At 63.6% G+C, this 23,769-nt stretch carries 23 protein-coding genes and 1 tRNA gene; 14 read left to right on the plus strand and 10 right to left on the minus strand.

What is annotated here, in order from left to right:
* Nucleotides 1–10: 10 nt before the first annotated feature.
* The 7 genes from AX767_RS17140 to AX767_RS17170 all read right to left on the minus strand — a co-directional run bounded on the left by AX767_RS17140 (nt 11) and on the right by AX767_RS17170 (nt 7,201).
* Nucleotides 11–1,174, minus strand: a complete 1,164-nt coding sequence (locus tag AX767_RS17140) for a Gfo/Idh/MocA family protein (RefSeq protein ID WP_068632427.1) — start codon at nt 1,172–1,174, stop codon at nt 11–13.
* Between the two features lie 21 nt (nt 1,175–1,195).
* Entirely contained in the window at nt 1,196–2,179 is a 984-nt protein-coding gene (locus AX767_RS17145) for a tripartite tricarboxylate transporter substrate binding protein (protein WP_068632428.1), read from the minus strand.
* 183 nt (nt 2,180–2,362) lie between these two features.
* On the minus strand, nt 2,363–3,793 hold the full coding sequence (locus AX767_RS17150; RefSeq protein WP_068632429.1) for an enolase C-terminal domain-like protein: 1,431 nt from the start codon (nt 3,791–3,793) through the stop codon (nt 2,363–2,365).
* 5 nt (nt 3,794–3,798) lie between these two features.
* The gene (locus AX767_RS17155) at nt 3,799–4,578 is read right to left on the minus strand and encodes an ABC transporter ATP-binding protein (protein ID WP_068632430.1); all 780 of its coding nucleotides are present in this window, start codon (nt 4,576–4,578) and stop codon (nt 3,799–3,801) included.
* Nucleotides 4,579–4,612: 34 nt separating this feature from the next.
* Complete coding sequence (locus AX767_RS17160) at nt 4,613–5,623, minus strand: ABC transporter substrate-binding protein (RefSeq protein WP_068633818.1); 1,011 nt, start codon at nt 5,621–5,623, stop codon at nt 4,613–4,615.
* 37 nt (nt 5,624–5,660) lie between these two features.
* Nucleotides 5,661–6,434, minus strand: coding sequence for an ABC transporter permease (locus AX767_RS17165; protein WP_068632431.1), 774 nt, complete (start codon nt 6,432–6,434; stop codon nt 5,661–5,663).
* A gap of 128 nt (nt 6,435–6,562) precedes the next feature.
* Nucleotides 6,563–7,201: a TetR/AcrR family transcriptional regulator gene (locus tag AX767_RS17170; RefSeq protein WP_068632432.1), complete on the minus strand. Its 639-nt coding sequence runs from the start codon at nt 7,199–7,201 to the stop codon at nt 6,563–6,565.
* Nucleotides 7,202–7,306: 105 nt separating this feature from the next.
* Between AX767_RS17170 and AX767_RS17175 the strand changes: the two genes are divergently transcribed.
* The gene (locus tag AX767_RS17175; RefSeq protein WP_068632433.1) at nt 7,307–9,022 is read left to right on the plus strand and encodes a thiamine pyrophosphate-binding protein; all 1,716 of its coding nucleotides are present in this window, start codon (nt 7,307–7,309) and stop codon (nt 9,020–9,022) included.
* Nucleotides 9,023–9,083: 61 nt separating this feature from the next.
* Here the strand turns inward: AX767_RS17175 and AX767_RS17180 are convergent, their stop codons facing one another.
* Nucleotides 9,084–9,506, minus strand: a complete 423-nt coding sequence (locus AX767_RS17180) for an SWIB/MDM2 domain-containing protein (protein WP_068632434.1) — start codon at nt 9,504–9,506, stop codon at nt 9,084–9,086.
* Nucleotides 9,507–9,639: 133 nt separating this feature from the next.
* The gene (locus AX767_RS17185) at nt 9,640–10,527 is read right to left on the minus strand and encodes a DMT family transporter (RefSeq protein WP_237288488.1); all 888 of its coding nucleotides are present in this window, start codon (nt 10,525–10,527) and stop codon (nt 9,640–9,642) included.
* Nucleotides 10,528–10,624: 97 nt separating this feature from the next.
* On the opposite strand from AX767_RS17185, the gene AX767_RS17190 reads away from it, so the two are divergent.
* From AX767_RS17190 to AX767_RS17245, 12 genes are all read left to right on the plus strand, one after another.
* Nucleotides 10,625–11,026 (plus strand): gamma-glutamylcyclotransferase family protein, encoded by a 402-nt coding sequence (locus AX767_RS17190; RefSeq protein ID WP_156481067.1) that lies wholly within the window; start codon nt 10,625–10,627, stop codon nt 11,024–11,026.
* A 227-nt stretch (nt 11,027–11,253) separates the two neighbouring features.
* Complete coding sequence (gene aceA, locus AX767_RS17195) at nt 11,254–12,585, plus strand: isocitrate lyase (RefSeq protein ID WP_068632437.1); 1,332 nt, start codon at nt 11,254–11,256, stop codon at nt 12,583–12,585.
* 258 nt (nt 12,586–12,843) lie between these two features.
* Nucleotides 12,844–14,751, plus strand: coding sequence for a threonine--tRNA ligase (gene thrS, locus AX767_RS17200; RefSeq protein ID WP_068632438.1), 1,908 nt, complete (start codon nt 12,844–12,846; stop codon nt 14,749–14,751).
* A 98-nt stretch (nt 14,752–14,849) separates the two neighbouring features.
* Nucleotides 14,850–15,464 (plus strand): translation initiation factor IF-3, encoded by a 615-nt coding sequence (infC, locus tag AX767_RS17205; RefSeq protein ID WP_082755053.1) that lies wholly within the window; start codon nt 14,850–14,852, stop codon nt 15,462–15,464.
* 135 nt (nt 15,465–15,599) lie between these two features.
* On the plus strand, nt 15,600–15,803 hold the full coding sequence (gene rpmI, locus AX767_RS17210) for a 50S ribosomal protein L35 (RefSeq protein WP_068632440.1): 204 nt from the start codon (nt 15,600–15,602) through the stop codon (nt 15,801–15,803).
* Nucleotides 15,804–15,827: 24 nt separating this feature from the next.
* The gene (rplT, locus tag AX767_RS17215) at nt 15,828–16,187 is read left to right on the plus strand and encodes a 50S ribosomal protein L20 (protein ID WP_007832499.1); all 360 of its coding nucleotides are present in this window, start codon (nt 15,828–15,830) and stop codon (nt 16,185–16,187) included.
* Nucleotides 16,188–16,295: 108 nt separating this feature from the next.
* Entirely contained in the window at nt 16,296–17,372 is a 1,077-nt protein-coding gene (gene pheS / locus AX767_RS17220; protein ID WP_068632441.1) for a phenylalanine--tRNA ligase subunit alpha, read from the plus strand.
* Between the two features lie 33 nt (nt 17,373–17,405).
* The gene (gene pheT, locus AX767_RS17225; protein ID WP_068632442.1) at nt 17,406–19,832 is read left to right on the plus strand and encodes a phenylalanine--tRNA ligase subunit beta; all 2,427 of its coding nucleotides are present in this window, start codon (nt 17,406–17,408) and stop codon (nt 19,830–19,832) included.
* A gap of 5 nt (nt 19,833–19,837) precedes the next feature.
* Nucleotides 19,838–20,200 (plus strand): integration host factor subunit alpha, encoded by a 363-nt coding sequence (locus AX767_RS17230; protein ID WP_210392500.1) that lies wholly within the window; start codon nt 19,838–19,840, stop codon nt 20,198–20,200.
* A 64-nt stretch (nt 20,201–20,264) separates the two neighbouring features.
* A complete protein-coding gene (locus tag AX767_RS17235; RefSeq protein ID WP_068632444.1) occupies nt 20,265–20,729 on the plus strand; it encodes a MerR family transcriptional regulator in 465 nt (154 codons plus the stop codon).
* Nucleotides 20,730–20,755: 26 nt separating this feature from the next.
* Nucleotides 20,756–20,832, plus strand: a tRNA-Pro gene (locus AX767_RS17240).
* Between the two features lie 167 nt (nt 20,833–20,999).
* Nucleotides 21,000–22,298, plus strand: coding sequence for an acetyl-CoA hydrolase/transferase family protein (locus AX767_RS17245; protein ID WP_068632445.1), 1,299 nt, complete (start codon nt 21,000–21,002; stop codon nt 22,296–22,298).
* Nucleotides 22,299–22,322: 24 nt separating this feature from the next.
* Here the strand turns inward: AX767_RS17245 and AX767_RS17250 are convergent, their stop codons facing one another.
* Nucleotides 22,323–22,901 (minus strand): peroxidase-related enzyme, encoded by a 579-nt coding sequence (locus tag AX767_RS17250; protein ID WP_068632446.1) that lies wholly within the window; start codon nt 22,899–22,901, stop codon nt 22,323–22,325.
* 131 nt (nt 22,902–23,032) lie between these two features.
* Here AX767_RS17250 and AX767_RS17255 point away from each other — a divergent pair, with 131 nt between their 5' ends.
* Entirely contained in the window at nt 23,033–23,764 is a 732-nt protein-coding gene (locus AX767_RS17255) for a gluconate 2-dehydrogenase subunit 3 family protein (protein ID WP_068632447.1), read from the plus strand.
* The last annotated feature ends 5 nt before the right edge of the window (nt 23,765–23,769 follow it).

Consider the following 23,769-nt stretch of genomic DNA (forward strand, 5'->3'; position numbering starts at 1 on the left):
CGTTCGCTCCTCAGACCTTCAGCGTGGGCACGTCGATCCAGCGACGTTCCTTCCACGACTCGAGCGCGGCCTCGACCAGTTGCACGCCCTTGGCGCCTTCGGGCAGCGTCCACTTGTATGGCTCGTTCTCGACCACGTGGCGGATGAACGCTTCCCACTGGATCTTGAAGCCGTTGTCGTACACCTGCGAATCCGGGATCTCCTGCCATTGGTCGAAGAAGTTCATCGTCTGCTTCTCGTCCGGATTCCACACCGGGCGCGGCGTGGCGACCCGCGATTGCGCGCGGCATGACGACAGGCCGGCCACGGCCGAGCCGTCGGTGCCGTCGACATGGAAGGTGACGAGGTCGTCGCGGCGCACGCGCGTGGCCCAGCTCATGTTGATCTGCGCAATCACCGGCTCGCCGTTGTGGCCGGTGAGTTCGCAGGTCGCGTAAGCGGCGTCGTCGGCAGTGGCTTCGTACGGTTGGCCGTCTTCGTCCCAGCGCTTGGGGATGTGCGTCGCGCCGATGCAGCTCACCGACTTCACTTCGCCGAACAGGTTGTCCAGCACGTAGCGCCAGTGGCACATCATGTCGAGGATCATCCCGCCGCCGTCTTCCTTGCGGTAGTTCCACGAGGGGCGCTGGATGGGTTGCAGGTCGCCTTCGAACACCCAGTAGCCGAACTCCAGGCGCACGCTCAGCATGCGGCCGAAGAAGCCGGCGCGGCGCAGCATGTCGAGCTTGCGCAGGCCGGGCAGGAAGAGCTTGTCCTGCACGGCGCCGTGCTTGAGGCCCGAGCCTTCGGCCAGGCGTGCGATCTCGACCGCTTCGTTCAGGTTGGTCGCAATCGGCTTTTCGCAGTACACGTGCTTGCCGGCGCGGATCGCCTTGGCCAGCAGGGTGGGGCGCATCTGCGTCGTGCCGGCATCGAAGAAGATGGTGTCGTCGGGGTTGGCGAGCGCCGCGTCGAGGTCGGTGCCCCAGCGCGCGATGCCGTGCTTCTTCGCCAATGCTTCCATCTTCTCGGCGTTGCGACCGATGAGGATCGGGTCGGGCATGACCTTGTCGCCGTTGGAGAGCATCACGCCGCCTTGCGCGCGAATCGCGCAGATGGAGCGAATCAGGTGCTGGTTCATGCCCATGCGTCCGGTGACGCCGTGCATGACGATTCCGAGTCTCTGTGTAGCCATGGTGGTTGTCTCGTATGCGGTTTACTGGGCGGGCTGCAGGCCGGCGGCCTTGACGAGTGCGGCGTTGCTCTTGATCTCGTCCTTGATGTACACGTCGAACTGCTCGGGCTTGAGCGTCCACGCATCGGCACCGAGCTTCAGGAAGCGCTCTTTCACTTCCGGCGAAGCGAGCGCCTTTTCGACTTCGTCGTGCAGGCGATTGACCACGTCGCGCGGTGTCTTGGCGGGCGCCATCATCCCGATCCAGAAGTTGAACTCCGAGCCCGGTACGCCGGCTTCGGCGGTGGTCGGCACGTTCGGCAACGCCGCTGCACGCTTGGGCGAACCGACGGCCAGTGCGACCAGCGAGCCTTCCTTGATTTGCCCGATCACCGGCGCGATCGGCGAGAAGTAGTAGTCGACGCGGCCCGAGAGCACTTCGGTCACCGCCTCGCCCGATCCCTTGAACGGGATGTTGGTCGCTTCGATCTTGGCGGCCATCTTGAACTTCTCGGCGTTCAGATGCGTTGCGCTGCCCTGGCCGGCCGACGCGTAGTTGATGCTGCCTGGCTTGGCGCGCGCGGCGGCCAGCAGTTCCTGCAGTGTCTTGATGTTCTTGGCAGGCGAGATCACCAACGCATTGGGCAGCGACGAGATGGGCGTCACGCCCGCGAAGTCGTTGACCGTGTCGAACGGCAGCTTGGCGAAAGTCGACGGGCTCACCGTGTGCGACGACGAGTGAATCATGATCGTGTAGCCGTCTGGCGCGGCAGTGGCTACGGCCTGCTGGCCGATGGTGCCGCTGGCGCCGCCGCGGTTGTCGATCACCAGCGTCTGGCCCATGCTCTGGCTCATCTTGTCGGCAATGGCACGCGAAATGATGTCGGTGGTGCTGCCGGCCGCGAACGGCACGATCACGCGGATCGGCTTGTTCGGGTAGTTGCCTTGCGCGAACGCGAGCGGTGCAGCCAGTACCGCCAGGCAGGCAAGCGAATTGACCGCGGCGCGGCGGGTGAATCGGGTCATGGATGTCTCCTGGGATGCCGCCGTGACGATGCACGCCCGGCAGGTCGGTGGGGTTGTCTTAATTCACCAATCGGTGAATTGATGGAATTCTAGGATGGCGTTCGTCGGCGCGTCAATTGGCGAACGCGTCTCGCAAATCAGTGAAAACCCTTGATGTGAGGCGCCGTGTAGCGCCTGCTCAATTCACCAGTTGGTGCGCATCGCGTCCCACTGGATGTCGCTGCCCTCGACACCGGTCGCAAAGCCCGGTGCGTGCAGGGAAGACAGGTCCAGTTCGCCCCGCACGATGCGCAGCCGCGTGGCGCCGTCGCTGTGTTCGTACAGCGGCGCATGGCGTGCCAGGAAGGCCGACTGCTCTTCGGCGGGAAGCGCGGCCATGCCGTTCACGTAGTGGTGCCCGTTGCGCTCCACGTGTGCGAGCCCGAGCCAGGCCACCAGCGCGAGGTCTTGCTGGACGCCGATGCCGGCCTGCATCGTGAGGTCCTCGCCCGACAGGAACAGCGCGCTGCCGCCGCGCGCGTGGCCTTGCGCACAACGCGCCGCATTGATTACCGACTTGTAGAAGCCCTTGCAGCTCTTGCTGGAGACGCCCGTGTAGCCGAGCGCCTGCGCCGCTCCGAAGCTGTCGAGGGTGCTGTCGGATTCGTCGACGAGCATCGGCATGCGGGAAGCGATGTGGCGCATGTCGAGCGCGAGTGCAGTGGCGCGCTGGATCGGCTGCTCGATGAAAGCGGTCTTCGCGACGAGCGTGCGCAGCGCGGGCTCGGCGAACAGCGCATCGAGAAAGTGCGCGAACGCCGCGGCGTCGGCGTACTGCTCGTTGCCATCGAGCGTCACGCATTCGGCGACGGGGTCGATTACCTCGGCGATCCGCGCAAGTCGCGCGAGGTCGCCGGCGTCGTCGCCCGAAAGCTTGAGCTTGAAGTGGCGATGGCCGTAGCGTGCAACGACGGCTTCGAGCGACGATGGCAGCCCATCGTGCGGCGCGGGCGCGGTCCAGTCGGCGTCGCGTATCGCATCGGCCAGGCCGACGGTGTGGCGTGCAGCGATCCGGTGGCGCGGACGTTGCGCCCGCAGGAACGCACCCATGTCGAAGCCAGCCAGATCGGGTGCGAGCCCGTGGTGGTTCGGGTCGACGCCGCACAGGTCGCTCGACATCGCGGCGCCAAAGCCGAGGCCGGCATCGAGGCACAACGCATCGAGCACGGCGCGGTCGATCAGCGCCGGCCCATAGCTGCTCACGAGCGGGTTGCGGCCCGCCCTCTGTCCGGCGTCGAGCCCGTCGACGTAATGACTCGCGAAGTGGCCCCAGGCGGTGTTCGCGGGTGCCGGTGCGGTGTACGCGTCGCGCGTCGTCGACAGCGCCTGACGGAGTTGAGCGAAGTTGTCTTCGTTCGAGAGCGCGGGGTTCTTGTCGAACCACTTGGGAATCATCATCTCGGCGGCGCAGCCCTCACGGGTGCGGCCGTCGGCAAAGCGGATGCGCGCGCGCACGTACACCTGCGGACACGAGGTGACGGTGGCGGCACCGAACCGGAACGGCAGCCTCAACACGACATCGCGCTCGGCGAACCGGATCTCTTCGATGTGAAAGCGCGGTGCGGCGTTCGGCATGTGTTTCAGTGGTCGAGGATGCCCTGCGAGAAGAAGTGGGCGCGCACCGTTTTCGCGTAGGCCGCGAAGGCCGGCGAGCCCATCAGGTCGAGCGAGCGTTCGGCGGGCAGATCGATGTCGTACACCGCGGCGATGGAGCCTGGCCGCTCGCTCATCACGATCACGCGGTCGGACAGGAAGATGGCTTCCGGAATGCTGTGCGTGATGAGCATGACGGTCTTCTTCGACGCGCTCCAGATGCGTCGCAGTTCGAGGTTCATTTTCTCGCGGGTCATCGCGTCGAGTGCGCCGAACGGCTCGTCCATCAGCAGCACGGACGGGTCGTGCAGGAGCGCGCGGCAGATCGACGCGCGTTGCTGCATGCCGCCTGACAGCTGCCACGGGTATTTGCCTTCGAAGCCCTGGAGCCCGGCCATCGCGACCAGTTCTGCGGCGCGAGCGCGTGCGGCCGCCATCGGAAGGTGGCGCATCTCGGCCTGCAGCAGGATGTTGTCGAGCACGGTGCGCCATGCGAGCAGCACCGCGCTCTGGAAAACGATGCCGACATCTTTCTGGGGGCCGTCGATCGGCTTGCCGGCCAGCGTCAGCGTGCCCGACGTGATCGGCAGCAGGCCCGCGACCATCTTCAGCAACGTGCTCTTGCCGCAACCCGAAGGACCGACGACCGAGACGAACTCCCCGCGGCGGATGCCGAAGTCGAGCGGCTTCAGCGACTCGACCGGCCCATCCTTCGCTTGATAGGTCTTGGTGACACCACGGGCTTCGATCAGGACATCAGGGGACATGGGCAACCGGCAATAGAGAGGCGATGTGAGTGGCTTACTTGACCGACGGCAGGAAGTCGAGCGTGACGTAGTCTTCCGGCTTGCCGCGCGTGGCCGGGTCCATGCCGCCGTACTGCACGAGCAGGTCGAGCGAGTCGCTGACGTTTTTCATCGAGACGCGGAAGGGCGGCTGGTTGGCCGTTTCCTTCGTGTGGTAGAGCGCAACGCTCTGCTTCATGCCAACGATGAGCGTGTCCCGCACGCCGGCCTTCGGGTTGGCCTTGAGCATCGCGTCGACGGCGGCCTCGGGGCTCTTTTCGGCGGCTTCTGCGGCCTTGGTCGAGGCGCGCATGAAGCGCTTCACCAAGTCGGGGTTTTCGGTGAGCAGGTTCTTGTTGGTGATGATCCCGGAGCTGATCTGGTTCACGCCCGAATCGGCGAAGCGGATCGGTGTGACGGGCTTGCCGGTCGCGTCCTGCAGCTTGATCGCCTGGTCCATCACGTAGCCCAGCAGCAGATCGGCCTGGCCGCTCATCACGGCGTTGAGCTTGGTCTGGCCGTCACCCGAGACGATCTTCACCTGGTCGGGCTTGATGTCGTTGACCTTCAGGAAGAGCGGCCACATCTGCGACATCGAATCGCCCGGCGTGGTCGCGACCGTCTTGCCGATGATGTCCTTCGGCGTCTTGATGTTCTTGTCGGTGAAACCCATCACTGACATCGGGCTCACCTGGAACAAGACGCCGGTCGACTTGAGCGGCGCGCCCTTGGCGGCGGCCTTGATCATGGTCGTCACGTCGATGTAGCCGAAGGTGGCCGACTTGGCGGCGACCGCCTGAGCGGTCACAGCGGATCCGCGGCCTTCCTGGATCTCCAGGTCGATGCCCTCGTCGGCGTAGAAGTTGCGCTCCTTGCCGAGGAAGAAGGGCGCGTGCTCGCTGTACAGATACCAGTTGAGCATCAGCGTGACCTTGTCGGCCGGCTTGTTCTGCGCATGGGCGGGCGCCAACGCCAGGAGCACCGCAGCAGCGCCGGCGAGCAGGGTGGGAAGCATTTTCTTTTGCATGATGTCGGTCTCCATCGATTGTTTTTGAACAGTTAACTCAGAACACCTGCCGCTGCGAGGCGTGCCAGGGAATCATCAGGCGCTCGACCACGTCGACCACGACGAACAGCACGACGCCGATCGACGACAGCACCACCAGCGCAGCGAACATCAGCGGCAAGTCGAAGTTGCCATTGGCGACCTGCAGCACATAGCCGATGCCCGAGTTGGAGCCGACGAATTCGCCGACCACGGCGCCGACCACCGCCAGCGTGATCGAGACCTTGAGGCCGCTGAAGATCGCGGGCAGCGCCTGCGGCAGGCTGATCTTGAAGAAGGTCTGGAGCCGGCTGGCGCCCATCGAGCGCGCGAGGTCGAGCATGTCGGGCTCAACCGATTTGAAGCCCATCACCGTGGACACCACGACCGGGAAGAAGCCGAGCAGAAAAGCCGAGATCACCTTCGGAAAGATGCCGAAGCCGAACCACACGACGAAGAGCGGCGCGATCGCGACCTTCGGGATGCTTTGCGAAAACACCAGCAGCGGATAGACGTACGACTCGACCAGCCGCGAGTACGCGATGCACATCGCGATCGGGATGCCGATCACGATCGTCAGCCCGAAACCACCCAGCGTGGCGAGCGTGGTCTTGCCACTTTCAGCGAGAAGACGCGGCCATTCGGCAATCAGTTGCTTGACCACCTCGAGCGGCGGCGGGATCAGGTAGGCGGGAATCTTGAAGACGCGGATCGCGAGGTCCCACAGCACCAGCAACACGATGATCAGCAGGAACGGCCGTAGCGCTGGAAGTAGCAGCAATCTGCGAAGCATCGAAAGAACTCTCCGGGTGGCATGCGCGGCATCTCCAGCGACGCGCCGAAGTAACCAACCGGTGAATTGTTCGGGGTGGCCCGAGGGCTGTCAACGCCACCTAGGGTAAGCACGGAGCTTTGCGCGACTCACTTCAGCACGTAGCCCAGCACCAGTTCCTTCATGTGCGAGAGGCGTTGCGCCAATGCCTTCGGGGTGCGCAGGTCGCGTCCGAAGATGGCCGAAAGTGTGGGGTTGTTCGACAGGTAGAAGTAGCAGATCGACGCGATCGAAATGTAGAGCTGGATCGGGTCCACGCCATCGCGAAAAAGGCCCTGGCGGCGTCCGCGTTCGAGCACGCCCGCCAGCAGTTCGACCAGCGGCGAGTTCATTTCCTGGATGCGCGCCGACTGCTTCAGGTGGGTCGCCTGGTGCAGGTTCTCACTGTTGAGCAAGGCGATGAACTCGGGGTGTTCGAGGTAGTAATGCCAAGTGAACGACACGAGTTGCCGGACGGCCTCGACCGGGTCCATCGCGTCCAGGTGCAGTGCCTGTTCGGCCGCACGAATGTCGGCGTAGGTGCGTTCGAGCACCGCCAGGAACAGGTCGTCCTTGTTGCCGAAGTAGTAGTAGATCAGCCGCTTGTTGATCTCGGCGCGCTCGGCGATGCGGTCGACCCGCGCACCGGCGTAGCCGTACTGCGCGAACTCTTCCATGGCCGCGGTCAGGATCGTGAGCTGCGATTTGTCGGCGTCGCGCAATCGGGGGGTCGGGGAAGAGGCGGCCATGTTTAGTTAACCAACGGGTGAATTGTGTGCCTGCGTCGCATTGTGCGACCGACGTGGCGAAAGGTGCGACACGATAATGGACCCCATCACTTCACCCGTATCCTCATGAGCGCACAACCCGCAGGCCATCTCATCGTCCAGTGTCTGATCGCGCAGGGTGTCGACACCGCATTCGGCGTACCGGGAGAGAGCTTCCTGGCGGTGCTCGACGGCTTTCACGCCGAGCGCGAAAAGATCCGCTTCATCGTCAACCGGCAGGAGGGTGGCGCCGCCTTCATGGCCGATGCGCACGCGCGGCTCACCGGACGTCCAGGCATTTGCTTCGTGACGCGCGGGCCAGGTGCGACCAATGCGTCGATCGGCATCCACAACGCGTTCCAGGACTCCACGCCGCTCGTGCTGTTCGTCGGCGATGTCGGCAGCGATTTCCGCGACCGCGAGGCTTTCCAGGAAGTCGACTACGGCAGCTTCTTCGGACCGAGCACCAAGGGCTTCGCCAAGCGCGTGGAGCGCATCGACGATGCGAGCCGCATTCCGGAATACATCGCGCGCGCGTTCGCGACCGCCATGAACGGACGGCCGGGTCCGGTGGTGCTGGTGCTGCCGGAGGACATGCTGCGGTCGAGCACCGTCGCGCGCCCGCTGGCCCGCGTCGAGGCGGTGCAGCCATGGAGCGATCCGGGCGCGCTGCGCACCTTGCGCGAGCTGCTGCTGAAGGCAGAGCGGCCGCTCGTCATTGCAGGTGGCAGCGGGTGGACGCCGCAAGCGGCGCAGGCGCTGCAGCGTTTTGCCGAGAACTGGCGGCTGCCGGTCGCCAACGCATTCCGCTTCCAGGACATCTTCGACAACCACCATCCGCAGTACGCAGGCGATGTTGGCATCGCCATCAATCCGAAGCTCGCGGCGCGCGTCAAGGCGAGCGACCTGATCGTGGCGATCGGTCCGCGGCTCGGTGAGATGACGACCGGCGGGTACACGCTGCTGGAGGCGCCCAAGGCGCAGCAGACGCTGGTGCACATTCACGCCAGCGCCGAAGAACTCAATCGGGTGTACCAGGCCGATCTCGCCATCAATGCGGGCATGAGCGCGGCGGCGCGCAGCCTCGAGGTGCTGACCGCGCCGCCGGAGCTGCCATGGGAAGCGTGGACCTTGAGCGCGAATGCCGACTACCTGTCGAACCTCGAGCCGCAACCGCTGCCCGGCTTGCCGGCCGACGCGCCGCGTGGCGCGGTGGACATGGCCGCCGTCGTCGCCTTGCTGCAAAAGCATTTGCCGCACGACGCAGCCATCACCAACGGCGCGGGAAACTTCGCAAGCTGGGTGCATCGCTTCTTCAAGTACCACGGCCTCGCGAAGGGCTGCAAGACGCAGCTGGCGCCCACCAGTGGCGCGATGGGCTACGGCGTGCCCGCGGGCATTGCCGCCAACCTGGTGACCGGGCGCGTCGCGTTCACCATCGCGGGCGATGGCGACTTCCTCATGAACGGGCAAGAGCTCGCGACGGCATCGCAGCATGGCGGCAAGAGCATCATCGTGCTGCTGAACAACGGCATGTTCGGCACCATCCGCATGCACCAGGAACGCGAGTACCCCAACAACGTGAGCGGCACCGCGTTGCGCAACCCGGACTTTTGCGGACTGGCGAAAGCCTACGGCTATGCGGCCGAGCGCGTGACCGAAACGTCGCAATTCGAAGGCGCGTTGCTGCGCGCACTGGCTGCCGACACCGGGACGCTGATCGAGATCCCGCTCGATCCCGAAGTGATCACGACACGCGGCACGCTGAGCAGCATCACCCGGGCTGCGCTGGCCAAAAACTGAAGACGAAAAAAAGCCGGCGCGAGGCCGGCTTCGATACAAGGCACCTCGCGGTGCCTGCGCCTTACTTGACGTGCTTGCCGATGAGGGCGGCCAGTTCGAACATCGAGACTTGCGGCTTGCCGAAGATTTCCTTCAGCTTGGCGTCTGCGTTGATGTTGCGCTTGTTGGCCTTGTCTTGCAGGTTGTTCTTCTTGATGTAGTCCCACAGCTTGCTCACCACGGCGGTGCGCGGCAGCGGCGTGGAGCCGACCACAGCGGCGAGTGCCGGGCTTGGCGTCAGCGCCTTCATGAAGGCCGCATTGGGCGTGCGCTTCTTGGCGGGAGCAGCCTTCTTGGCAGCGACCTTCTTTGCAGGAGCCGCCTTCTTCGCGGGTGCTGCCTTCTTTGCAGGAGCAGCCTTCTTTGCCGGTGCGGCCGCCTTCTTGGCCGGAGCGACCTTCTTTGCGGGAGCTTTTTTGGCCGGAGCCTTCTTTGCAGTTGCCATGGTTGATTTCCTTTTTTTGGTTGGACGTTTCACCAATGAAAAACAGCGTCTCCACTGGCACTGCGGATGCTAATGGAGAAAAAACGCGTTTCCAAGTGAAAAAGAGACTTTTTCATTGGGCGCTGTTGTTTTTTCAGAGGGGAGAAACGCCCTGCGTTTTCGATGCGCGCGCAGGCCATGTCGCGAGCAGGACCCCGAGCAGCGCCATGCCGAACGCCATCAGCTGCGTCGCCGACAGGTTCTCGCCGAGAACCAGCACACCAACCGCAGCCGCACTCACGGGCAACATCACGGTGAAAACGCCCGCCTGCGCCGCCGGCACATGGCGCAGGCCGGTCATCCAGAGCCACACGGTCCAGATGCTTGCAGCGAGCGCATAGACCACCAGCAATGCCCAGGTGCCGCCGCGCACGCTCGTGAAGTCGAACTGCAGCGCGTACCAGATGCCGAAGGGCGTCGACAGCACGAAACCCCACAGGTTGATGAGCGACGAGATGCGTTTGGGGCCGAGGTGCCCGGTCAGCGATTTGCCGATCACCGCGTATGCGGCTTCGCACAGCACCGCACAGAACACCAGCAGGTTGCCGAGCCAGGGCAGCGCGCCATGCGCCGCGGCTGGCCCCATCGGCGCGTGCGTCGGGCTGAAGGCCAGGAGGCCGATGCCGAGTGCGGCGCAGCCGATGGCGGCAGCAATGCGCAGCGTGATGCGTTCACGAAGAAAGAGCCAGCTGGCGACCGCGACCACGGCCGGAATCGACGCCATGATCACGCCGGCCGACACCGCGCTCGTCATGCTGACGCCGAACAGCATGCAGATCGAAAACATGAAGTTGCCGAGAAACGATTCCAGAAAAACCAGCCCCCGTGTGCGCGGCGTCATGGCCGTTTCGTCGGCCGGCCGCTTGAGCCAATGGGGCATCGCGAGCGCGGCGATGCCGAAGCGCAGCCAGGCCAACAGCAGGACGGGAAAGGCTGCGACCAGCGGCTTGGACAGCGCGACGTAGGTGCCGACAAGCGACATGCTGAGTGCGAGGCATGCATAAGCAAACAGGCGTTGGCGGGGAGCGTGGGCGGGGTTCAATAGACTTCAACGGTTCAAACAAAACGTGAATTCGATGATGCCGCAATCCACTCGTGTGCCGCGCCATGTCTTCGTCTACGGCACGCTGCGTGCCGGTGGCAGCAACGACATCGCGCGCTATGTGCCGCGGCCCGAGCACGTGGGCGACGGTGCAGTCGCCGGCACGTTGTACGACCTCGGGGACTATCCCGGCGCCGTGCTCGGTGGCGCGGGTCGCATCGTCGGCGAGGTGTATCGCATCGCTGGCGATGTCGAAGCGCGACTCGACGCGCTCGAAGGCGTCATGGCGGATGGCTCCGGCGAATACCGCAAGCAGGCAGTCGATGTGGCGGTCGATGGTCGACCGGTGGCGTGCCTGGTCTATGAGATCCATCCTGAGAGGCTTGTGGGTCGCACGGTGATCCGCAGTGGCAACTGGTTCGATCGGCGCCGCGCGTGATTTTTCATGGACGAGGATCGGATTGCGCATGGTGAAAACAAGGCGTGATGCAGCGCAATAGTTTTTCTCGATATGAGAAAAACTATTTCGCATTGAAAAAAGTTAACGTAAGTCATTGATTTTGTTGGATCAAAAATATGTCTTCTATAAGACATAAGACTCCGAGGGCTCGTTAAAGTAACGCCAAGGCCGCTGCGCCGAACCTTCAATCAACCTCCGGAGAGACCATGCCGCAAACCCTCACAGAACAACTCAGCCGCGAACAACAGATCGCTGCTCTCGAAAAAGACTGGGCCACGAACCCGCGCTGGAAGGGCGTGAAGCGCGGCTACAGCGCCGCCGACGTCGTGCGTCTGCGCGGCTCGCTGCCGATCGAGCACACGCTCGCTCGCCGCGGCGCGGAAAAGCTGTGGGACAAGATCAACGGTGGCGCCAAGAAGGGCTACGTCAATTCGTTCGGCGCCATCAGTGCCGGCCAGGCGATGCAACAGGCCAAGGCCGGCCTCGAAGCCGTGTACCTGTCGGGCTGGCAGGTTGCCGCCGACGGCAACTCGTCGGAAACCATGTACCCCGACCAGTCGCTCTACGCATACGACTCGGTGCCGACGATGGTTCGCCGCATCAACAACACCTTCAAGCGCGCCGATGAAATCCAGTGGGGCCGCGGCATCAATCCGGGCGACAAGGAATTCATCGACTACTTCCTGCCAATCGTGGCCGACGCGGAAGCCGGCTTCGGCGGTGTGCTGAACGCCTTCGAACTCATGAAGAACATGATCCAGTCGGGCGCCGCAGGCGTGCACTTCGAAGACCAGCTGGCTGCCGTCAAGAAGTGCGGTCACATGGGCGGAAAGGTGCTCGTGCCCACGCATGAGGCCTGCGAGAAGCTCATCTCGGCACGCTTTGCGGCCGACGTCATGGGCGTGCCGACCATCGTGCTGGCCCGCACCGATGCGGAAGCCGCCAACCTGATCACGTCCGACCACGACGCCAACGACAAGCCCTTCCTGACCGGCGAGCGCACACCGGAAGGCTTCTATCGCGTGAAGAACGGCCTGGAGCAAGCGATCAGCCGCGGCGTCGCCTACGCGCCCTACGCCGACCTCGTGTGGTGCGAAACCGGCGTGCCGGACATCGGCTTCGCACGCGAATTCGCACAGGCGGTGCACGCTGCGTGCCCGGGCAAGCTGCTGTCTTACAACTGCTCGCCTTCGTTCAACTGGAAGAAGAACCTGAACGACACGCAGATCGCCTCGTTCCAGGAAGACCTCTCGGCGCTGGGCTACAAGTACCAGTTCATCACGCTGGCCGGCATTCACATCAACTGGTTCAACACCTTCCAGTTCGCGCACGCCTATGCCAACGGCGAAGGCATGAAGCACTACGTGAACATGGTGCAGGAACCCGAGTTCGCGGCGCGCGAAAAGGGCTACACCTTCGTGTCGCACCAGCAGGAAGTCGGCGCGGGCTACTTCGACGACGTGACCACGGTGATCCAGGGTGGTGCCTCCAGCGTGAAGGCGCTTACCGGTTCGACCGAAGAAGAGCAGTTCCACTGAACGTTTTCGCGTTGATCGCAAGCCCGGCCTGTGCCGGGCTTTTTCGTGGGTGGGCTGTTAAACTTGCCGGCTCATTTCCTCCCACATCGGCAAGAGCGAGAAAGGCATCCTGGTTATGACACCGCGAACTACACCCGAGGTTTTCAAGGCCAAGCAGGCCGGTAGCGCGCGCGGGCTGGAGATCTCCAGCCTTGCAAACCATGACAAAGCGCGGTACTCACCGCGCTTTTTTTTTGTTTTTCTCCCGCAGGTTTTCAAATGATCCAGATCACGCTCCCCGACAACTCGCAACGCGAATTTCCCGGCCCGGTTTCGGTGGCCGAAGTGGCTCAGTCGATCGGCCCCGGTCTCGCCAAGATGACGCTCGCCGGCAAGGTCGATGGTCGACTGGTCGATGCCAGCGACATCATCGATCACAGCGCCAAGCTGCAGATCATCACGCCGCGCGACGAAGAAGGTCTGGAGATCATTCGCCACTCGACGGCGCATCTGGTCGGTCATGCCGTCAAGCAGCTCTATCCCACGGCCAAGATGGTGATCGGCCCGGTGATCGACGAAGGCTTCTACTACGACATCTCATACGAGCGACCGTTTACGCCGGAAGACATGGCCGCCATCGAGGCGCGCATGCGGGAGCTGATCGCGCGGGACTACGACGTGGTAAAGAAGATGACGCCGCGCGCGGAGGTCATCGAGGTCTTCAGAGCCCGCGGCGAAGACTACAAGCTGCGTCTCGTCGAGGACATGCCCGACGAGCAGGCGATGGGTTTGTATTACCACCAGGAATACGTCGACATGTGCCGCGGCCCGCACGTGCCGAACACGCGCTTCCTGAAGGTGTTCAAGCTCACGAAGCTCGCCGGCGCGTACTGGCGCGGCGACGCCAAGAACGAGCAACTGCAACGCATCTACGGCACGGCCTGGGCCGACAAGAAGCAGCTCGATCAGTATGTGCAGCGCATCGAGGAGGCCGAGAAGCGCGACCACCGCAAGCTGGGCCGCGAGCTCGACCTGTATCACATCGACGAAGTGGCGCCGGGCGTGGTGTTCTGGCATCCCAAGGGCTGGGCGCTGTGGCAGCAGGTCGAGCAGTACATGCGCAAGGTGTATGTCGACACGGGCTACCAGGAAGTGAAGGGCCCGCAGATCCTTGACAAGAGCCTGTGGGAAAAAACGGGCCACTGGCAGAACTACCGCGAAAACATGTTCGTCACGGAGTCGGAAAAGCGTGAATACGCGCTGAAACCGATGAATTGCCCGGGCCACGTGCTGATCTTCAAGAGCGACTTGCGAAGCTACCGCGACCTGCCGCTGCGCTACGGCGAGTTCGGACAGTGCCATCGCAACGAACCGAGCGGCGCGTTGCACGGGATCATGCGGGTGCGCGGGTTCACGCAGGACGACGGACACATCTTCTGCACCGAAGACCAGATCCTGGACGAATGCATCGCCTACACGACGCAGTTGCAGAAGGTCTACGCCGATTTCGGTTTCACCGACATCCTCTACAAGGTCGCGACGCGGCCGGCGAGCCGCATCGGCTCCGACGAGCTGTGGGACAAGGCCGAGCACGCGGTCATGGAAGCGTTGCGCCGGTCGGGCGTCGATTTCATCATCTCGCCCGGCGATGGTGCGTTCTACGGCCCGAAGATCGAATACACGCTGAAGGATGCCATCGGTCGCCAGTGGCAGTGCGGCACGATGCAGGTCGACTTCAACATGGCGGAGCGGCTCGGCGGTGAGTACGTGACGGAGACGAGCGGCCGCGCCTTCCCGGTGATGCTGCATCGGGCGATCGTCGGGAGCCTCGAACGCTTCATCGGCATGCTCATCGAACACCATGCCGGCGCGATGCCTGCCTGGCTTGCGCCGGTGCAGGTGGCGGTGCTCAATATCAGCGAAGGACAGGCTGAATACGCCGCAGAAGTTGCAAAAACGCTGCGGAATCAAGGGCTTAGGGTTGCGCTTGACCTGCACAACGAGAAGATTACGTATAAAATCCGCAAGCATTCGTTGCAAAAGCTTCCCTACATCCTCGTCGTGGGCGACAAGGAAAAGGAAGTTGGTGCCGTCGCAGTGCGCGCCCGGGGCAATCAAGACCTCGGTGCAATGTCCCTCGAAGCGTTTGCCGAACGCATCGCCGGAGACATTGCCGACAAGCGTTGATTTGTCCCGGAAACACCCCCATATGTTTCTTCGCCAAAACTTTCGTTTGTCCGCGTGAGGCGGGGCGTTCGCTACAGATTTGTAGCCATTTTTGAAGGATTCTGACCATCGCTACTGCATTTCGCGACCGCCGCCACCGCGAGGAACGCCAACACCGCCTTAACCGGGAAATCATGGCCCCGGAAGTCCGCCTTGTCGGCCCGGAAAACGAGCCGTTGGGTGTCATGAGCATCTCCGAGGCCTTGCGCCTCGCGGGTGAGGCCGACGTGGATCTGGTGGAGGTCGTTGCTGCGGCCAATCCGCCGGTCTGCCGCCTGATCGAGTACGGCAAGTTCAAGTTCATCGAGCAAAAGAAGGCGGCCGAGGCCAAGTCGAAGCAGAAGGTCATCGAGGTCAAGGAAATCAAGTTTCGGCCTGGTACCGACGATGGTGACTACAACATCAAGATGCGCAATATCAAGCGCTTTCTTGAAGAGGGTGACAAGTGCAAGATCACGCTGCGCTTTCGCGGCCGCGAGATCACGCACCAGGAGCTGGGTCTGGCGCTCCTGAATCGGATCCGCGATGAGTTGGCCGACATGATCGTGGTCGAGCAGTTCCCGAAGCTCGAGGGCCGGCAGATGATCATGATGATCGCGCCGGGCCGCAAGAAGGTCGTGGCTGTCAAGCCAGCTGCGGAAGCGGCACCGGCGACCGCCACGGCTTCGGCCTGACCGGTTCGGCGGCGAGGTTTTGAAGGGATTTTGCGAACGCTGCAAGGCGGGCGCGAAATAAAGAAGTGTCTCGGGGCCAACAAGTCCGTGGAGCATCCACGGCGCCTCACGAGCACAAATTAAAGGAGCATTCATATGCCCAAAATGAAGACCAAGAGCAGCGCGAAAAAGCGTTTCCGCGTTCGTCCCGGTGGCACCGTCAAGCGCGGTCAAGCCTTCAAGCGTCACATCCTGACCAAGAAGACCACCAAGAACAAGCGTCACCTCCGCGGTGCTGTCGCAGTGCATGAGACCAACATGGTCTCGGTCGCTTCGATGATGCCCGGCCGTGGCATTTAACTCAGACGAACAAGGAGTACACACATGCCTCGCGTCAAACGTGGTGTAACGGCTCGCGCCCGCCACAAGAAAGTTCTCGCCCTCGCCAAGGGCTTCCGCGGTCGCCGCGGCAATGTCTTCCGCGTCGCCAAACAGGCGGTGATGAAGGCAGGCCAATACGCCTACCGTGATCGCCGCACCAAGAAGCGCGTGTTCCGTCAATTGTGGATCGCGCGTATCAACGCCGCCTCGCGCGAACTGGGCCTGACCTACAGCCAGTTCGCCAACGGCATCCGCAAGGCGGGCATCGAGATCGACCGCAAGATGCTTGCGGACATCGCAGTGCACGACAAGGCCGCTTTTGCCGGCATCGTGGAGCAGGTCAAGGCCAAGCTGGCTGCTTGATCCCGCATAGCAAGTCGCCGTCTTCTTGATGGCGTCTTGCGCCCACGGCACAAGGGCTGGCGCTTGAAAAAGCTCCGGCCCTTTTTTATTCCCCGCAAGAATTCCAATATGAACGAGCTGGATTCCCTGGTTGACATTGCACGTGCTGCCTTCAGCGAGGCGAAAACGCCCGCCGAACTCGAGAACGCCAAGGCGCAGTTTCTCGGTAAGGCCGGCCGCATCACCGAACTGATGAAGGGCATGGCTGCGCTGCCGGTCGCCGAGAAAAAGTCGCGCGGCGCCGCCATCAACGTCGTCAAGCAGGCGATCGAAGCGGCGCTCAATGCACGTCGGCAGCAACTGGCCGACGACGAACTGGCGCTCCAGCTTCGGGCCGAGGCGCTGGATATCACTTTGCCTGGCCATCGCCGTTCGGGGAGCGGTTTGCATCCTGTGAGCCGGACGTTGGAACGCATCGAAGCGATCTTCTCCAGCATGGGTTTCGATGTGGCCGACGGCCCCGAGATCGAGAGCGACTGGCACAGTTTCACCTCGCTCAACAACCCGCCGAACCATCCGGCGCGGTCGATGCAGGATACGTTCTACGTCGACATCGATGGCGAAGACGGCGTGCCCTACAACCTGCGTCCGCACACCAGCCCGATGCAGGTGCGCTATGCGCATCAGCACATCAAGAAACATGCGGCGGCCTTCGAGGCCGCTGCCGCCGACAGCACCGGCACGCTGAAGGCGCCCGAGATCCGCGTGATCGCGCCCGGCCGCACCTACCGCGTCGACAGCGATGCAACGCATTCGCCGATGTTCCACCAGTGCGAAGGCCTGTGGCTCGGCGAGAACGTCAGCTTCAAGGACCTGAAGGTGGTTTTCACGGATTTTTGTCGGACCTTCTTCGAAAGCGACGACCTGGTGCTGCGCTTCCGCCCGAGCTTCTTTCCCTTCACCGAGCCGAGCGCCGAAATCGACATCCAGTTCCAGAGCGGACCGCTGGCCGGTCGCTGGCTCGAAGTCGCGGGCTCCGGCCAAGTGCATCCGAACGTGGTGCGCAACATGGGGCTCGATCCCGAGCGCTACATCGGCTTCGCTTTCGGCATGGGCCCGGACCGGCTCACGATGCTGCGCTATGCCGTGAACGACCTGCGTCTCTTTTTCGACGGCGACCTGCGGTTCCTTTCGCAGTTTCAGTGACCCAGTTCCCATAATCAGAACGAGAACGACGAGATGCAATTTCCCGAGTCCTGGTTGCGCGAGTTCTGCAACCCGCCGCTCAGCAGCGCCGAACTGGCCGAGACGCTCACCATGGGCGGATTCGAAGTCGAAGACAGCAAACCCGCCGCGCCGCCGTTCAGCCACATCGTGGTCGGCGAGATCGTGCAGGCCGAGCAACATCCGAATGCCGATCGCCTTCGCGTGTGCCAGGTCGATGTGGGGCAGGGTGCGTTGCTCAACATCGTGTGTGGCGCGCCCAACGCGCGCGTCGGCATCAAGGTCCCGACCGCACTGGTCGGCGCCGAACTGCCGCCGGGCGAGGACGGCAGGCCGTTCTCGATCAAGCTCGGCAAGCTGCGCGGCGTCGAGAGCCAGGGCATGCTGTGCTCGGCGCGCGAGCTGCAATTGAGCGAAGACCACGGCGGCCTGCTCGAACTCGCCGCCGACGCGCCCGTGGGCGCGGACGTGCGCGAGGTGCTCCGGCTCGACGACGTCCTGCTCACGCTCAAGCTCACGCCGAACCTTGCGCACGGGTTGAGCGTGTTCGGTATCGCGCGCGAACTGGCGGCGCTCACCGGCGCGCCGCTGAGGGCGCCCGCGCTCGCGCCCGTTGCCCCCGCCGTTGGCGACACGCTGGCCGTCAAGGTCGAGGCGCCCGAGCTGTGTGGCCGCTTCTCCGGGCGCATCGTGCGTGCCGTGAACACGAAGGCGCAGACGCCGGCCTGGATGGTCGACCGTCTCGCGCGCTGCGGCCAGCGCAGCGTGACCGCGCTTGTCGATATCTCGAACTACGTGATGTTCGAATATGGCCAGCCGACGCACATCTTCGACCTCGACAAGATCCACGGCGGCCTCACCGTGCGTTGGGGCCGGCCGGGCGAGCAGCTCAAGCTGCTGAACGGCAACACCGTCACGGTCGATGCGAAGGTCGGCGTGATTGCCGATGAACGCGAAGTCGAATCGCTGGCCGGCATCATGGGCGGCGACGCAACTGCCGTTTCGGACGACACGCAGAACATTTACGTCGAAGCCGCCTTCTGGTGGCCTGAAGCCATTCAGGGTCGCTCGCGCCGCTTCAACTTCTCGACCGACGCCGGGCACCGCTTCGAGCGCGGCGTCGACCCGAGTCGCACGGTCGAGATGATCGAGCGCATCACGCAGCTGATCCTCGAAATTTGCGGCGGCCAGTGCGGTCCGATCGACGACCAGATCCTGCAGCTGCCTGATGCGAAGCCGGTCACCTTGCGCGTGGCGCGCGCAGCGCGTGTCATCGGCATGCCGCTCACGCAAGCCCAGTGCGCCGACACGCTGCGTCGCCTCGGCTTCGCGTTCCAGGAAGGCGAGGGCACGCTCGTCGTGACACCGCCGCCGCACCGCTTCGACCTCACGCTGGAAGAAGACCTCATCGAAGAAGTCGCGCGGCTCATCGGCTACAACAACTTGCCGACGACCGCGCCGCTGGCGCCGATCACCGCGCGGGTGCGCACGGAGGCGCAGCGCAGCCGCTTCGCGGTTCGCCATCGCATTGCGGCGCTGGGGTATCAGGAAACGATCAACTTCAGCTTTGTCGAAGTCGATTGGGAGCGCGATCTCGCCGGCAACGCCGACCCGATCAAGTTGCTGAATCCGATCGCCAGCCAGATGAGCGTGATGCGATCGTCGCTGATCGGCTCGCTGCTGCAGGTGCTGAAGTTCAACCTCGACCGCAAGGCGCCACGCGCGCGGGTGTTCGAGCTGGGGCGTGTGTTCCTGCGCGACGCGAGCGTCGCGACCACAGACACCACCGTCAAGGGCATCCACCAGCCGATGCGCGTGGCCGGCCTGGCCTGGGGCGATGCCGAGGCGTCGCGTTGGGACGGGAAGCCGCATCGCGCCGATTTCTTCGACGTGAAGGGCGATGTCGAAGCGTTGCTGGCCCCGCGCGTGGCGACCTTCGAGCGCGTCGAGCATCCAGCACTTCATCCGGGCCGCGCCGCGCGCGTGGTGCTCGATGGCAAGGCGGTCGGCGTCGTCGGCGAGCTGCATCCGCGCTGGCGCCAGCAGTGGGACTTCGCGCACGCGCCTGTTGTGTTCGAGCTCGATCTCGACGCCATTACCGTGCGCCCGGTGCCTGTCGCGCAGGCGGTGCCGAAGCACCAGCCGGTCGAGCGCGACATCGCGGTGGTTGTGGGCGAGTCTGTTTCGCATGACACATTGCTCGACGCCGTGCGTGCAGCGCCGACGCAAGGGTTGTTGCGCGATGCGACGCTCTTCGACATTTACCGTCCGCAGGCTGGCGCCTCGGCCGGCGGTCTGGCCGCGGGCGAGAAGAGCATGGCCGTGCGGTTGGGCTTCCATGCGGACAACGCCACCCTGACCGACGAGCAGGTCGATCCGGCGGTCCGCGCCATCGTCGACCAGCTTGCCAACACCCTCGGGGCCCGCTTGCGCGGAGGATAAACGCCATGGAATTCACGCTCGAAGCCCTCGACACGCCTGCGCTCACCAAGGCCCATCTCGCTGATCTGCTGTTCGAGCAAATCGGCCTCAACAAGCGCGAGTCCAAGGACATGGTCGAGGCGTTCTTCGATCTGGTGGCGGGCAGTCTTATCGAAGGAACCGACGTCAAGATTTCCGGCTTCGGCAACTTCCAGATCCGCGTCAAGGCGCCGCGGCCAGGGCGCAACCCGCGAACCGGCGAAGCCATTCCCATCGGCGCACGACGCGTCGCGACCTTTCATGCGAGCGCGAAACTGAAGGAACAGATTCACGGAAGCATCGAGGAAGAGGGCGCGCAAGAGGTGGAGTGGAGCGTCGGAACGGAATAAGTGTTGGTGCTCCGCGCATGCGTGGAGTAACCTCTGAGGTTCCCCGCGCACTGTCTTGATTTCAATGGAGAAAACGCTCCCGCCGATCCCTGTCAAACGCTACTTCACGATCGGTGAAGTGGGCGAACTCTGCGGCGTCAAGCCGCACGTGTTGCGCTACTGGGAGCAGGAGTTCACGCAACTTCGCCCCATGAAGCGCCGCGGCAATCGCCGCTATTACCAGCACCACGAAGTGCTCATGATCCGCCGCATCCGCGATCTGCTCTACGACCAGGGCTTCACCATCAGCGGCGCACGCAACAAGTTGCAGGAGCTGGTGCAGGGCGAGCGCGATCGGCGCAAGGCGGGCGAGATTCCGCTCGACGGCATGGAGGCCGTCGAGATCGACCAGGAAGAATTCGACGCCGCCGTGGTCGAACAAGCCCATGGCGACGAGTCGCATCATGCCGTTCAGGTGAGCCCGTCCCAGTTGTCGATGTTGCGGCGCGAGTTGTTTGAAATTCGTGAGCTGCTGTCGGTCGGCCACTGAAAGAGCCCGGCTATAATCGTTGGCTTCGGTGTGTGGCGCAGCCTGGTAGCGCACTTGCATGGGGTGCAAGGGGTCGAAGGTTCGAATCCTTTCACACCGACCATAGACAGTTCCGACAACGTCCAAGGTTGTCCAAAAAGCCCCGAGTGATGCAGTCATTCGGGGCTTTTTTCGTTTCGAGAGGCGCTTTGATGCGTTCTCCTTTGCATCCATCGGCGGTGCCGAAGCGTTAGGCTTGCCGCGTCACCTGCGCAGCCCAAGGAACCCGCCATGTCGAACCCTCAGGACCTCTATCGCCAGAAGCTCACCTCTCCCGCCGAGGCCATGCGCCTGGTGCGCGATGGCGACAGCATCATCGTGCCGACGGGCGTCGGCGAAGCGCCGGCGCTGCTGACCGCGTTGTCGGAACAGAGTCGGGACTTCCACGACGTCAAGGTGAGCCAGATCCTCGCGATGCGCAAGTACGGCTACCTCGACCCTGAAACGGTCGCGAACGTGAGGCATGTCGCGCTGTTTTTCGGCGGTGCGACACGGGCCGGCGGACAGGCCGGCTGGGTCGACTTCATCCCCAACTATTTTTCGGAGATCCCGGCCCAGATCGAGCGCGAGCAGATCCCCGCGCAAGTGGTTTTCAGCATGGCGTCGCCGATGGACGACGAGGGCTATTTCGCGCTCAGCCTCGGCGCGGACTACACCATGGCCGCCATCGCGAAGGCGCGTGCCGTGGTGCTCGAAGTCAACCCGAACGTGCCCTTCGCGTTCGGCGACTGCCGGGTGCACGTTTCGCAGGTGACCGCGCTGGTGGAGAGCGACCAGCCGGTGATGGAGGTCGGGTTGCCCACGATCGGGCCGGTGCAGATCGCGATCGCACAGCACGTCGCTGACATGATCGACGATGGCTCGACCCTGCAGATTGGCTACGGCGGCATCCCCGATGCGGTGGTGATGCAGCTCACGCACAAGCACGACCTCGGCATCCATACCGAGATGATTGGCGACGGCATCCTGTCGCTGGTGGAATGTGGTGCGGTGACCAACCGGCGAAAGAACTATCTGCCCGGGAAGATGATCGCCACCTTCGCGCTCGGCTCGGCAAAGCTCTACCGCTTCATGCACCGCAATCCGATGCTGGAGATGCATCCGGTGAACTTCACCAACGACCCGACGCTTGCCGGCCTGAACGACAACCTCGTCGCCATCAACGCGACATTGCAGATCGACCTGCTCGGTCAATGCGGCTCGGAGAGCCTGGGTTATGCGCCGTTCTCCGGCACCGGCGGACAGTCGGACTTCGTGCGCGCGGCCAACCGATCGCGTGGGGGCAAGGCCTTCATCGTGCTGCCTTCGACCGCGAAGAACGACACCATCTCGCGCGTCGTGCCGGTGCTCGCGCCCGGTACGCATGTGAGCACCAGCAAGAACGACGTCAACTATGTCGTGACCGAGTACGGGGTGGCGCAGTTGCGTGGCAAGTCGGCCGGGCAACGTGCGCGCGAGCTCATCGGGATCGCGCATCCGGCGTTTCGCGCCGAACTCACGGCGCAGGCGCGGCAGATGAACGTCTTGTAGAACGCGCGGGCCATTGCCCCCGCTTCACTTCCTGTCGCGCGGCACCCGGCCCATCAGGAAGAATTCCGTGTTCGGCTGCATGCCGCTGAAGCTCGCCATCCGGTTGCTCAGGCCGAAAAACGATGTGATGGCGGCGATGTCCCAGATGTCTTCGTCGTCGAAGCCGTGCGCGTGCAATGGCGCGAAGTCTGCGTCGTCGATTTCGTGCGAGCGGTCGGAGACCTTCATCGCGAAGTCGAGCATCGCGCGCTGGCGCGGCGTGATGTCGGCCTTGCGGTAGTTCACGGCCACCTGGTCGGCGACGAGCGGCTTCTTCTCGTAGATGCGCAGCAGCGCACCGTGCGCCACCACACAGTAGAGGCACTGGTTGGCCGCGCTCGTGGTGGTCACGATCATCTCGCGATCGCCTTTGGTGAGCGAGCCTTCTTCCTTCAGCATCAAGGCATCGTGGTAAGCGAAGAAAGCGCGCCATTCGGCGGGCCGCCGCGCCAGCCCGAGAAAGACGTTGGGCACGAAGCCCGCTTTCTCTTGCACCGCGAGGATGGCCGTGCGGATGTCCTCGGGCAAATCTTTCAGTTCTGAAAGCGGATAGCGTGCAGTCATGGGGAGGTCTCCGTCGAATTAGTTGACCAGAATGATAGGCAAGCGCTCGTCCTGCAGCGAACATCCATTGACAGCGCGATGATGATTATTCGCATAACAACAGAGACGGCGCCCGCTGTCCACACCACGCGATGACTGATCTGTCCCATCCTGGTCGGCGCGGTTTCCTTCGCCGCTCCATTGCCATCGTTCCTGCAGCGGCAGCGCTCACCACCACCGGCTTCGTCGCCGGGCGGCAAGTGGCTGCACAGCCGGCGGCAACGCCCGCTGAGCCCCCGGCTGCACCCTATTCCCCGGTGTATTTCCACGCAGACGAATGGACCTTCATCCAGTCCGCCGTCGCGCGCCTGATTCCGTCGGACGACGTGGGCCCCGGTGCCATCGAAGCGGGCGTGCCCGAGTTCATCGACCGGCAGATGGAAGGCGGCTTCGGCCAGGCCGTCACCTGGTACACGCACGGGCCGTTCGTGCCGAGCTCGCCGCTCTTCGGATACCAGGGAAAGATGCTGCCGCGCGAGCTTTATCGTGCCGGCATTGCCGCGATCGATGAATGGTGCACACGCCAGCGTGGCGGCAAACGCTTTGCCGATCTCGACGGCACGCAACAGGACGAAGTGCTCAAGGGCCTCGAGGGCGAGACCATCAAGTTCGACACGGTCGATGCCAAGTGGTTCTTCACCTTCTTGTTGCAGAACACCAAGGAGGGCTATTTCAGCGATCCGATCCATGGCGGCAACAAGAACGCGGCGGCCTGGAAGATGATCGGATTCCCGGGCGCGCGTGCCGACTTCCTTGACTGGGTCGACAAGCCCGGTGTGCACTACCCGCTGCCTCCCGTCAGCATCAACGGGCCGCAAGGCTGAGGGGC

Origin of the sequence: Variovorax sp. PAMC 28711, assembly GCF_001577265.1 — a bacterium.
In the GTDB taxonomy this organism is placed as follows: domain Bacteria; phylum Pseudomonadota; class Gammaproteobacteria; order Burkholderiales; family Burkholderiaceae_C; genus Variovorax.

Excerpts from the sequence above, each read along its gene's own strand:
- AX767_RS17140 (WP_068632427.1), bottom strand. The coding sequence starts at position 1,174 with ATGGCTACACAGAGACTCGGAATCGTCATGCACGGCGTCACCGGACGC.
- AX767_RS17145 (WP_068632428.1), bottom strand. The coding sequence starts at position 2,179 with ATGACCCGATTCACCCGCCGCGCCGCGGTCAATTCGCTTGCCTGCCTG.
- AX767_RS17150 (WP_068632429.1), bottom strand. The coding sequence starts at position 3,793 with ATGCCGAACGCCGCACCGCGCTTTCACATCGAAGAGATCCGGTTCGCC.
- AX767_RS17155 (WP_068632430.1), bottom strand. The coding sequence starts at position 4,578 with ATGTCCCCTGATGTCCTGATCGAAGCCCGTGGTGTCACCAAGACCTAT.
- AX767_RS17160 (WP_068633818.1), bottom strand. The coding sequence starts at position 5,623 with ATGCAAAAGAAAATGCTTCCCACCCTGCTCGCCGGCGCTGCTGCGGTG.
- AX767_RS17165 (WP_068632431.1), bottom strand. The coding sequence starts at position 6,434 with ATGCTTCGCAGATTGCTGCTACTTCCAGCGCTACGGCCGTTCCTGCTG.
- AX767_RS17170 (WP_068632432.1), bottom strand. The coding sequence starts at position 7,201 with ATGGCCGCCTCTTCCCCGACCCCCCGATTGCGCGACGCCGACAAATCG.
- AX767_RS17175 (WP_068632433.1), top strand. The coding sequence starts at position 7,307 with ATGAGCGCACAACCCGCAGGCCATCTCATCGTCCAGTGTCTGATCGCG.
- AX767_RS17180 (WP_068632434.1), bottom strand. The coding sequence starts at position 9,506 with ATGGCAACTGCAAAGAAGGCTCCGGCCAAAAAAGCTCCCGCAAAGAAG.
- AX767_RS17185 (WP_237288488.1), bottom strand. The coding sequence starts at position 10,527 with ATGTCGCTTGTCGGCACCTACGTCGCGCTGTCCAAGCCGCTGGTCGCA.
- AX767_RS17190 (WP_156481067.1), top strand. The coding sequence starts at position 10,625 with ATGCCGCAATCCACTCGTGTGCCGCGCCATGTCTTCGTCTACGGCACG.
- aceA (WP_068632437.1), top strand. The coding sequence starts at position 11,254 with ATGCCGCAAACCCTCACAGAACAACTCAGCCGCGAACAACAGATCGCT.
- thrS (WP_068632438.1), top strand. The coding sequence starts at position 12,844 with ATGATCCAGATCACGCTCCCCGACAACTCGCAACGCGAATTTCCCGGC.
- rpmI (WP_068632440.1), top strand. The coding sequence starts at position 15,600 with ATGCCCAAAATGAAGACCAAGAGCAGCGCGAAAAAGCGTTTCCGCGTT.
- rplT (WP_007832499.1), top strand. The coding sequence starts at position 15,828 with ATGCCTCGCGTCAAACGTGGTGTAACGGCTCGCGCCCGCCACAAGAAA.
- pheS (WP_068632441.1), top strand. The coding sequence starts at position 16,296 with ATGAACGAGCTGGATTCCCTGGTTGACATTGCACGTGCTGCCTTCAGC.
- pheT (WP_068632442.1), top strand. The coding sequence starts at position 17,406 with ATGCAATTTCCCGAGTCCTGGTTGCGCGAGTTCTGCAACCCGCCGCTC.
- AX767_RS17230 (WP_210392500.1), top strand. The coding sequence starts at position 19,838 with ATGGAATTCACGCTCGAAGCCCTCGACACGCCTGCGCTCACCAAGGCC.
- AX767_RS17235 (WP_068632444.1), top strand. The coding sequence starts at position 20,265 with ATGGAGAAAACGCTCCCGCCGATCCCTGTCAAACGCTACTTCACGATC.
- AX767_RS17245 (WP_068632445.1), top strand. The coding sequence starts at position 21,000 with ATGTCGAACCCTCAGGACCTCTATCGCCAGAAGCTCACCTCTCCCGCC.
- AX767_RS17250 (WP_068632446.1), bottom strand. The coding sequence starts at position 22,901 with ATGACTGCACGCTATCCGCTTTCAGAACTGAAAGATTTGCCCGAGGAC.
- AX767_RS17255 (WP_068632447.1), top strand. The coding sequence starts at position 23,033 with ATGACTGATCTGTCCCATCCTGGTCGGCGCGGTTTCCTTCGCCGCTCC.